At 64.8% G+C, this 11,166-nt stretch carries 5 protein-coding genes; 3 read left to right on the top strand and 2 right to left on the bottom strand.

From position 1 onward, the window contains the following. From LVS58_RS24740 to LVS58_RS24730, 3 genes are all read left to right on the top strand, one after another. The coding region (locus tag LVS58_RS24740) for a condensation domain-containing protein (protein WP_233693214.1) at positions 1-2,727 on the top strand (2,727 nt) is incomplete at its 5' end. After that, positions 2,724-5,900 carry a non-ribosomal peptide synthetase gene (locus LVS58_RS24735; protein ID WP_233693213.1) on the top strand — a complete coding sequence of 1,059 codons (3,177 nt, stop codon included), beginning with the start codon at positions 2,724-2,726 and terminating at the stop codon, positions 5,898-5,900. The genes LVS58_RS24740 and LVS58_RS24735, both read left to right, overlap by 4 nt. Before the next feature lie 308 nt (positions 5,901-6,208). Next, positions 6,209-8,701 carry a TonB-dependent siderophore receptor gene (locus LVS58_RS24730; RefSeq protein WP_233693212.1) on the top strand — a complete coding sequence of 831 codons (2,493 nt, stop codon included), beginning with the start codon at positions 6,209-6,211 and terminating at the stop codon, positions 8,699-8,701. A gap of 57 nt (positions 8,702-8,758) precedes the next feature. On the opposite strand, the gene pvdO is transcribed toward LVS58_RS24730, so the two are convergent. Then, positions 8,759-9,637: a dihydropyoverdine dehydrogenase gene (pvdO, locus tag LVS58_RS24725; RefSeq protein WP_233693211.1), complete on the bottom strand. Its 879-nt coding sequence runs from the start codon at positions 9,635-9,637 to the stop codon at positions 8,759-8,761. A 37-nt stretch (positions 9,638-9,674) separates the two neighbouring features. Beyond that, on the bottom strand, positions 9,675-11,166 hold a 1,492-nt coding region (locus LVS58_RS24720; RefSeq protein WP_233693210.1), incomplete at its 5' end, for a thioesterase domain-containing protein.

Below are 11,166 nucleotides of genomic sequence, written 5' to 3'. Positions count from 1 at the left end.
CGGGCGCCGCAAACCCCGCTCGAGCAGCACGTTGCGGGTATCTGGCAGGAGGTGCTCGGCCTTGAGCGGGTGGGCCTTGGCGACCACTTCTTCGAGCTGGGTGGTCACTCGTTGCTGGCTACCCAGGCGGTATCGCGGATGCGCAAGCTGCCGGGTATGCAAGTGACCTTGCGTGACCTGTTCGATCACCCGGTGCTGGAGCGCCTGCTGGCAGCGCTCGGCGGCGCGGGCAAGGCTGCGACCGCGCACGGTGTCGAGCTATTGGCCCATGGTAAAAAAGCCACCGCACCGTTGTCGCTGATGCAGCGGCGCTTGTGGGTTGCCGAGCAACTGTCCGGGGGTAGCGCCGCCTATGGCATGCCTTTGGCCCTGCGCCTGCAGGGCCCGCTGCAGGTCGAGGTGTTGCGCAACAGCCTGAACGCACTGGCGCAGCGACACGAAGTGTTGCGTACGGCCTACGTGCAGGATGACGAAGGTGATCCGCTGGCGCAGATTGCCGACCAGATCGAGGTGGATATCGCCCTCGACGACTGGGCCGGGTTTAGTCACCAGGAACAGCAACGGTGCATCGCCGAAGCCACCCTGGCCAACGCCAGCACCCCGATTGCACTGGAGCATGCACCGTTGTTGCGCTGCCGTCTGGCACGCCTGGCAGACCAGGAACATGTGCTGTTCTTCGCCATGCACCACATCATCTCCGATGGCTGGTCGATGGGCGTGCTGGTCCGTGACCTGGTTGAAATCTACCGTCACAGCGCTCCAGGGCATACCCACCTTCTGGCGCCGTTACCGCTGCAGTATTCAGACTTCGCCTTGTGGCAGCAGGCCCTCGAGCGGGCGGGCGAGCTGCAGCGCCAGGCCGGTTACTGGCAGCAGGCCCTGGCGGGCCATGCCGGGCGCCTCGCCCTGCCACTGGAGCAGCCGCGCAGCGAGCAGGCCTCCCATGCAGGCGGTGCGGTGGACTTCAGCCTGTCGCCGGCATTGACCGATGCGCTTGGCCAGTTCGCGGCCAAGGCCGGGGTGACCCTGTACAGCACGCTGCTGGCAGCGTTCCAGTGGTTGATGCACCAGACCAGCGGTGCCCACGACGTACTGGTCGGGGCCGACACCGCAGGCCGGCAGCACAGCGAGCTGGAAGGCCTGATCGGCTTCTTCGTCAATGTGTTGCCGCTGCGTTCCAGGGTGAGCGATGGGCTGGCCTTCGCTGACTTCGTGCAGGGTACCCAGCGCACCTTGCTCGCGGCCCTGGAGCATCAGGACCTGCCGTTCGACATGATCGTCGAGGCTCATGGCGCCCCGCGGGTGCGCGGCATGAACCCGCTGGTGCAGGTGCTGTTCGTGATGAACAACCTGCCCGTACGCAGCGAAGCCCTGGCCGACATTACCGTGCAGGCGCTGCCCGCCCCGGCGCTGTATTCGAAGTTCGACATGGCCCTGTTCATCGAGCAGGAGGCCGGGCAGCTCAGTGGCAACTGGCAGTTTGCGACAACGCTTTTCAGGCAAGCGCATATCCAGCGACTCGTCAGCGCATGGATTGCGATGCTCGAACAGATCGTCAGTGTTCAGGATATGAGGTGGCAAGCGATGAACGTTCCACTACACGGTGACGGCCTGCCCGGCAGCACACCGGTAAGCGCCCCGGCCAGCAAGGCCGACAAGCTGGGCAAATTCCTCAAGCGCTCCGCCGGCGCCACGGCAGTTGCACCGCCACGGGCTTCGGTGCGCGAGTCGCTGCTGGTACCCGGCCAGCTGTTCCCATTGCTCGTCGAGCCCGGCGACGCTTCGATCGACCTGATCGAATGGGTGCGCAACAACCGGCCGCTGGTCGAGCGCAAGCTGGGCGAGCATGCTGGCATCCTGTTCCGCGGCTTCGCCCTGGAGGGTATCCAGGGGTTCGAAGCATTTGCCGAAGCAGTCCAGCCGGGGCTTTATGGTCAGTACGGTGACCTGCCGAAGAAGGAGGGGGGCAAGAACACCTACCGCTCCACGCCGTACCCGGAAAACAAAATGATCCTGTTCCATAACGAGAGTGCGCACCAGGACAGCTGGCCGCGCAAGCAGATGTTCTATTGCGAGCAGCCTTCGCCGGTCGGCGGTGCCACGCCGGTGGTCGACTGCCGCCTGATGTACGAAAAGCTGCCGCAGGCACTGCGGCAAACCCTCGAGGACAAAGGGCTGCTGTATGTGCGCACGTTCGCCGACAAGCTCGACGTGCCATGGCAGCATTTCTTCCGCACCGATGACCGCGCCGAGGTCGAGGCCCGTTGCCGCGCCGCAGGCATCGAATGGCGCTGGCTGAACAACGACGAGTTGCAGACCCGCACCCGCTGCCCGGCGATCATCACGCACCCGATCACCGGCGCACGCTCGTTCTTCAACCAGGTGCAGCTGCACCACATCTATTGGCTGGAGCCCGATGCACGCGAAGACCTGCTGGCCATGTTCGGCCTGGAGCGCATGCCACGGCATGTGTACTTCGGCGATGGTTCGCCGATCCCCGACCAAGACATGCAACTGATCGGCGAGCTGTATGAAGCCTGTGCCGTGCGGTTCCAATGGCAGAAGGGCGACGTGATCCTGGTCGACAACATGCTGGCGGCGCATGCCCGTGACCCGTACGAAGGGCCACGCAAGATCGTCGTGGCGATGGGCGACATGTTCGACCGGGCCGCGCTGGAGGCGGCTGCGGCCATGCAGGTGATGGCGACCGAGGAGGCCGAGCGATGAACAGTTACGTAGACCCAGCCGAGGACATCGGTTTTGCCCTGACCGTCGACCAGCAACACTGGCTCGATACCTTGCCCGCTTGCCCGGACTGGTCACAGGCCGCGACGCTGCTGAAGATCAGCGTTCAGGGCCAGCCAGACCCGGCGCGCCTGAGCCGGGCGCTTGAGCGCTTGGTCGAGCGCCACCCGATATTGGCCGGGCGGCTGGGCACTGCCTCGGGATACCGCGGCATGCGCCAGTTCATCGGCGCCCGCCGGCCAGCCCTGACGCTGGCAGTGCAGGCCGAGGCGCAGGGGGCGGCACTGCTTGAGCCTTGGCTGCAGCAGCGCTTCGAAATCGACCAGTTGCCAGCCGCCCAGGCCTTGCTGGTACCTGCCGCCGATGCCGGGCAATGGCATTTGTGGCTGGGGGTGGCGGGCTTCGCCAGCGACGAGGCTGGCATGGCTGTGTTGTACCGTGACCTGCTGGCGCTGTATGAAACGCCAGCCGGGCCGGATGAAGACCTGCCTGAAGCCTTCGGGCAGTATCTGGCTTGGCGTGCCGAAGTGGCCCAGGATGAGGATGCAGCGCCAGCCCGTGGCTACTGGCAAGGGCACCTGATGCCATCGGAGCAGGGCACGAGCGCGCCTTGGCCGGCCTATCGCCAGGACCAGCCAGCGACGCATCAGGCACACCATCAGGTGAATCTGCCGCTGGCCTTGCAAGGGCAGTTGCAACGCCTGGCCGACGCCCGTCAGGCCAGCCTGGACACGCTGCTGCAGGCGGCCTGGTGGGGCTTGCTGGGCCGGCTTGGCGACAGCAACCGGTTGTTGGGCGCCTGGCAGCACGATGCGCGACAGGACTATGGCTACTTCGCGAACAGTGCGGGGGCGTTCAGCAAGCTATTGCCGTTGTACCTGCAGTGGGCTGACGAAACCCGTTTCGGCGAGCACCTTGCAGCGCTCGGCGCCGCGCTGGAGCAGCATGTGGCGTGGCAGGAGTACTGGGTGCCGGAATGGGGGCCCACAGCCGTGCCGACCGTAGCGTTTTCCACTACGCCGGCGCTTGCGCCGCAGGTTGCCGGTGGGCTGTGCTGGCAGGGCGAGCTACTGGCGCCACGGCTGCCGGCGGGCATCGAGCTGCAGCTGCGCATTTGCCCAGCGGCGGGTGCTGACCAACCAATTACCGTGAGCCTGGATTACCTGGCCGGGCGCTACAGTGCGCGCGGCATGCAAGGCCTGCTGGAACAGTACATCGAAATGCTGCACAGCATCGCCCAGGCGCCGGACCGCCCGCTGCGGCAGCTGAACCTGCTGGGTGATGCCGAGCGCCAGCGCCTGTTGTCGATCAACCCCGCGCCGCAACCCCTGGCCGCGATGTCACTGGCGGCACAGATCAGCCAGTGGGCAATCGACACCCCCGACGCGCCGGCGCTGGTCGCAGACGAAGCGGGCCTGAGTTACGCCCAACTGGAACAAGCAGTGCAGCGCCTGGCGCTGGCGCTTCAGCAGGCCGGCGTGCAACCCGGGGCGGTGCTGGCGCTGGCGCTGCCGCGTTCGCTGGACTGGGTCGTGGCGATGTTGGCCAGCTGGCGTGTCGGCGCAGCCTACCTGGCGCTGGAGCCGCACTGGCCCGTTGCCCGGCAGGTGCGCCTGATGACCCAGGCCGGGGCCACGCGGGTGCTGGTCGAGCCGGCAGCGGTGGCCAGCCTGCGTGAGCAGGGCGTGGAGGCGCTGAGCCTCGACAGCCTGCAGCCGCTTGCGGCCGACGCTTCACCGCTGTACCCGCACCCCGCCAGCGCCAGCGATGCCGCCTATGTGCTGTTCACCTCAGGCTCGACAGGCACCCCCAAAGGCGTGGTGGTCGAGCACCGGCAACTGCTGAACTACACCGCAGGCGTGTGCCACACGCTGGCGCTGGAGGGCTGTCGTCACTTCGCATTCGGCTCGACCGTGTCGGCCGACCTGGGCCATACCACGCTGTTCGCTGCCTTGTATGTGGGCGCGACACTGCACGTGGCCGCCGACGAGGTGATGAAGGATGCCGAACTGTTTGCTGGGTACATCGAGCAGCAGGCCATCGACTGCCTGAAAATCGTGCCGTCGCACCTGAGCGCGCTGCTGGAGTCGAAGGCACCGGCAGTACCGGCCACCGTCATCCTGGGGGGGGAGGCCCCGAGCGCGGCGTTGCTGCAGCGCCTGTTGCAGATACGTCCGGACTGCAGGTTGTTCAACCATTACGGCCCGACCGAAACCACGGTCGGGGTCATGGTGCACCCGGTACGGGCGGTACCGACCGGCACCCTCGGCTTGTCGCAGGTGTTGCCCAACAACCAGGTCTATGTGCTGGATGAGCACTTGCAGCTGACGGTCACCGGCGTGCTGGGCGAGTTGTATGTCGGTGGGCAGCAGGTGTGTCGCGGTTACCTGCAAGACGTGCAGAGTGACTCGCCGGCGTTCGTCGAGAGCCCGTTCGTGGCTGGCGAGCGGCTTTACCGCACCGGCGACCTGGCCCGCTATCGCCCGGACGGCGCTATCGAGCTGCAAGGCCGGCGCGACCATCAGGTGAAGATACGTGGCTTTCGCATCGAGCTGGCGGAGATCGAGGCACAGCTGTCGGGCGCACCACAGGTGGTCGAGGCGGCGGTGTTGTGCGATGGAGAAGCGCTGAGCGCGTATGTCAGTTTGCGCGACGAGGCCACGGCGGCTGCCCTGGACGCGGTACGCGAGTACCTTGCCCGGCAACTGCCGGCGGTGATGCTGCCGCGTACCCTGCAGGCTTTGCCGCGGTTGCCGCGCCTGGGCAACGGCAAGCTCGACCGGCAAGCGTTGCGGCAGGTGGGCAGTGAACCTGCGGCGGGTCTGCAGGCCCCGCGTGATGCACTGGAAACCTTGATTGCGCAGCGCATGGCGCAACTGCTGGGGCTGGAGCACGTGGGTATCGAGCAGGACTTTTTCGCATTGGGCGGGCATTCGCTGCTGGTCATCAAGCTGGCGGCAGGTATGCGCAAGTTGCTGCAGTGCGACATCAATCCAGGCGTCATCTTCGACCACGCTACGGTGGCGGCCCTTGCCCAGGCGCTGCGCGAGCGCGAAGCCAACCCTGGCCAGTTGCTCAAGCTGGCCCAGGCCCGTCTGCGGCTCGACAGCATGACCCCTGAAGAAAAAGCCCGGCTGCTGGAAAAGAGCCGCTGAGCCTCACCACGCCCAGGGGCGGGCAACCCGCCCCTGGGGTCTTTTGCATTGCCTCTCCCGTACTGCCGTGCCGATTGCGTGGAAGGATGCCGGCAAGGTACTAATGCAAAAAATTCTCATTCTGGATTTTCCAGGTTGATACGTCTTATGTAGGAGCGCGCTGAAAGCCACACGTGGCAAGCCGTTTTGACTTGCGTGTCAGGCGTCTGTCGCGGGATCTGCCCGGGGGAGGATGGGCAACTCGGCCATTTGCGGGCCGTTGGCGGGCGCGGGACGATTTCATTACACGATATAAATAGAGAAATACCATGCCAGCAGGATTTTTCGAGTTCAAACCATTGGTCAAGGCGCTTTGCATGTCCCGCTCGATCAGCGCCCGCTCATCCCGGGCGTTGTTCGGCAAAGGGGTGCTGGGCGCCGCATTGATGCTGCCCATGGCCGCTCAGGTCTGGGCTCAGGGGGTCAACTTCGACATCGCTGCCCAGTCGCTGCCCAACGCCCTGCGTGCGCTTGGCGAGCAGGCCGATGTGCAGTTCATCTACAACGCCTCGGAAATGGCCGACCTGCGTGGCAACGAAGTGCGCGGCAGCTACACCGTCGACGCGGCAGTGGCCAAGCTGCTGCGCGGCTTGCCGGTCAGCTACAGCCTGGAGGGCGATACCCTGACCCTGGTGCGGCGTGAGCGCGCTGCGTCCTCGGCGCTGGAGCTGGGCACCACCAGCATCACGGGCAACACCCTGGGCGTGACCACCGAAGGCAGCAACTCGTATACCACCGGTGGCGTCACCATCGGCAAGAGTGAACACAAGCTCAAGGACATTCCGCAGAGCGTGTCGGTGATGACCCGCAAGCGCATGGATGACCAGAACATCACCGACCTGACGGAACTGTTGGCCAACGCCCCGGGCATGACCTTCGCCAAAAGCCCGGGCACCGGCGGCTTCATCACCTCGCGCGGTTTTGAAATCGACTCGCTGCAGTACGACGGCGTGCCCATGACCCGTGGCATCTATGCGCTGGGCAGCTACCTGACCGAACCCACGGCATTTTATGACCGTGTCGAACTGCTGCGTGGCGGCGCTGCGCTGCTGCAGGGGGCCAACAGCCCCGGTGGCGCGATCAACTTCGTGCGCAAGCGCGGCCAGGCCAAGCCGACGGTCACCCTGACCGCCCAGGCCGGTTCCTGGGACCACTATGCCACCCAGGTGGACGTTGGCGGCCCGCTGAACGAGGCGGGCAACATCCGTGGGCGTGCCGTGGTCGACTACGACACGCGTAATTCTTTTATCGACTATGTGGGCGGTTGGGAGCAGAAGGTCTACGGAGCGTTGGACTTCGACCTGTCGGAGGACACCACCCTTGGGGTCGGCATCAGCGACCGCAAGACGCGTTTCACGCCCATGGTCGCCGGTTTGCCGCGCTTCAGTGACGGCCGGGACGTAGGCTTGTCGCGCTCGACCTTCACCGGCTCCGACTGGAACCGCGGCATGACCGAACAGCTGGCGTTGTATGTCGACCTCGAGCACCGCTTCAACGACCACTGGAAGTTCAAGACCGCGGCGGTGGCGATCAACGAGCGCAACGAAATGACCTACGCCTACGTGGTCGCGCCGACCGGCCTCGCCAACGATGGGTCCGGTTTGTTCGACTGGCGCTACGCCACCGATTTCAACTCCCACAGCCGCGGCCTGGACATGTTCGTCGACGGCGACTTCAACGGTTTTGGCTTCGACCAGGAAGTGGTCTTCGGCGGTAACTACTCACGCTTTACCAGCGACAACACCATGGCCGTGGCGCGCACTCCTGGGGCGAACATTTTCGATCTCGACAACCACTTGCCTTTCGAGAGTTACGACAGCATTGCAGCGCGGGGCACACGCACCGACAGCACGTACAAGATCATACAGAAAGGTATCTACGGTACCTGGCGGATCAAGCTGACCGACCCGCTGACCTTGATCCTGGGCGGGCGTACCAGCTGGTACTCCTACGATTACGACTCTCAGGTCTATGAGGCCCGTGTCTATAAGTATGACAGCCCGGCTTCCAAGGCCAACAACGGTGTCGTCACCCCTTACGCCGGCCTGGTTTACGAATTGACGCCGCAATGGTCGGCCTACGCGAGCTATGCGGACGTCTTCATTCCGCAGAGTGCCAAGGGCGTCGGTGGCTCTACGATCGAGCCGATCGTTGGCAGCAACTACGAACTCGGTCTGAAGGGTGAACTCTACGATGGCCAGGTCAATACCAGCGTTGCCCTGTTCCGCTATGACCACGAGAACCGAGCGGTGCCGGTTCAGGATGTCGCACAAATCTGTGATGGATCCAGATGCTCCGAAGCGTCCGGCAAAGTGCGTAGCCAGGGCCTTGAGGCCGAGATCAACGGTGAGGTGCTGCCAGGCCTGCAAGCGTCGGCCAGTTACGTCTACAACACCACCAAGTACCTCAAGGACAACACCTACGAGGACAAGGTCTTCTCTACCTGGACGCCGAAACACTCGGTGAAGGTGTGGACGGACTACACCCTGCCTGGTGACTTCAGCCGCTTTAGTGTCGGCGGCGGTTTCAACAGCCAGAGCAGTACCGTTGCCTTCGATCGCAAGTTCGATTCGCCCGGCTTCACCATCTGGAATGCGCGCCTTGGTTACAAGGTCAGCGACGAAGTCAGCCTGGCGGTCAACTTCAACAACATCTTCGACAAGGTCTACTACATTCCGTCGTATGCGGCCGTCACTGCCAACAACTACTACGGCGACCCGCGCAACTTCATGTTCTCTGTCAAATACACCCCGCAGTTCTGAACCTGGGACCACGCAGGCCATCCTGGCGGGTACCCCGCCCAGATGGCCTGCGTCAGGTCACAGCTCCCGCGCTACACGAAAGCCCAGGAAGTCACCACGTACCGTGCGCTCGCGATCATTGCGGTTGCCCGAACGCGAAAAGATCGGCGCTTCACCCCAGTCATTACCGCGCATATGCGCCGCCTGGCAAAGCCCGCCGTCGGCCTCCATCCAGGCACTGCCATCGCTGGGCGCGCCGGCGTAGTCCTTGTGGTAGCAGTCGGCGACCCATTCATACACGTTACCGTGCATGTCATAGACGCCAAAGGCGTTGGGCGGGTAGCTGCCTACCGGTGAGGTGTAGCTGTAGCCGTCCTTGGGGCCGTAGGTATTGGCGTGCTTGTTGATCTGGTAGTCGCCTTCCTCATCGAACGGGAAGGGGAACGGCCCGGTGGAGCCGGCCCTTGCCGCGTACTCGCGTTCGGCCTCGCTGAGCATGCGGTAAGTGTGGCCGGTCTTTTTGCTCAGCCACTGCGCATAGGCCTGCACATCGTAGTAATCGACGCACACTGCCGGCTGGCGCGGCCCTTGCGGGTAGCGAGGCTTGCTGGCCTGGCACAGGCGCCCTGGGCGTTTGTCACCGTCCTTGATGACCACGCCGGTTTCCTTGATATAGGCATCCAGCTCGCCGGCGGTGACCTGGAAGCGGCTGATGGCGAAGGGTTTGGCGAAGGTCACGGTATGCTGCGGGCCTTCGTCGGGCTGCTTGCCCGTTTCGTCATCCGGCGTGCCCATGACGAAACTGCCCGCAGGCAGCACGACCATTTCCGGGCAGCCGGCCTTGCAATCCTGGAACACCTCGCCCGGGGTCTTGCTGGCAGCCTGAGCGAGTAGCGGGCAGGCCGCCAGGGTCAGGGCAAGGGCCAGGCCGGTGACGGTGTAGGGGGCGCACTTCATGGCGAACGTTTCCTTTTTGGCAGGTGTGACGGGGTATTCAGGGTGCCGGGCAGCTACGGCCGAACGCCTCGATGAACGAGTCGATCAGGGGCTGCTCCAGCATCATGGTTTCGTGTGGGTAGGGTGAATGCAGCGAAACGTCCAGTTCACCCCCCGCGCTGAACTGGCGGATGACCTGCTCGGCGGCGTGAATGTGTGCTGCGCTCTTGTGCACCTGCGACCACCAGCAACTGGGCTTGACCCTGAGCGGAGCGAGGGTGAAATCGGCGAAGCTCGCTTCCAGCTGATCGTGGATGTCGAACGCCTGGGCATTCATGATCTGGGCCTTGGCACTGGCCAGCACGCCCTGGACATCGGTGCCAGCGTCAGCCAGGTGCGCCGTGGCCCACTGGTAGAACGCCTTGATGTCCTGAGTAGGGTTGGCGTGCAGCTGCTCGGCAGCGGCCTGCCTGGCCTGCGGGAACAACAGCCCGAACAGCTCGACGGTGTCTTGCAGCTCGCGCTGGCCCGGTGCATCGCTGTGGCGGGCTGGGCGAGGGATGTGAGGGGGGAACGCGGCGCGGCTCAACTGCGCTTCGGGCAGGGTGCTGTCGACCAGCCCCAGGAATGCGACCTCGCAGCCGGCCTGCTCCAGTTGCCGGGCGATGTCCCAGGCAATGCTGCCGCCCAGGGACCAGCCCATCAGGCGGTATGGCCCGGACGGTTGTGCCTGGCGAATCTGTGCGGTGTAGTCGGCGATCATCGCTTGCCAATCCTGCCGTTCGGCCGGCGCCGGGCTGCCGCCCCGGTGCTGCACGCCGTAGACGCACGCCTGCTGTTCCAGGCACCTGGCCAGCGGCTGATAGCTGAAGACCATGCCGCCGCTGGGGTGGATACAGAACAACGCAGGCAGCGGTGTGGCCGGGCGGTTGAGGGGCACGATGCACGGGCTTGCACGTGCATGCTCACGGCCCAGATGTGCGGCCAGCAGGTCGATGCGGGGGTAGGCGAGCAGGTCCTGGATACGCACTGCCAGGCCCAGTTCCTGCTTGATGCTGGCCAGCAGCTGGATGGCCAGCAACGAGTGGCCGCCCAGTTCGAAGAAGTGATCGTCGCGGCTGATACGTTCGACGTTGAGGGCGGTTTGCCACAACGTGGCCAAAGCCTGCTCCAGCGTGCCCTGAGGGGCATTGTAGGCCTGTTGCAACAGACTGGCATCGGCCTTGGGCAGAGCCTTGCGGTCGAGCTTGCCGTTGGCTGTCAGCGGCCATTGGTCGAGCAGCAGCAGGTGCGCCGGGACCATGTAGTCCGGCAGTGCTTCCTTCAACTGTTCGCGCAACTGCGCGCGCAGCTCGGCGTGCTGCTCCAGCGCCACCTCGGCAGCGGGGATCAGGTAGGCCACCAGCTGCTGGCCGGTCGCGCCGTCCTGGGCCAGCACCAGGGCCTCACGCACCTGCGGCTGCGCTTGCAGGCGGGCTTCGATTTCACCCAGTTCGATGCGGAAGCCGCGGATCTTCACCTGCTGGTCGATGCGCCCGGCGTATTCGATT

Origin of the sequence: Pseudomonas sp. JR33AA (assembly GCF_021378985.1) — a bacterium.
In the GTDB taxonomy this organism is placed as follows: Bacteria; Pseudomonadota; Gammaproteobacteria; order Pseudomonadales; family Pseudomonadaceae; genus Aquipseudomonas; species Aquipseudomonas alloputida.
This window is presented reverse-complemented; position numbering and strand designations above follow the sequence as displayed.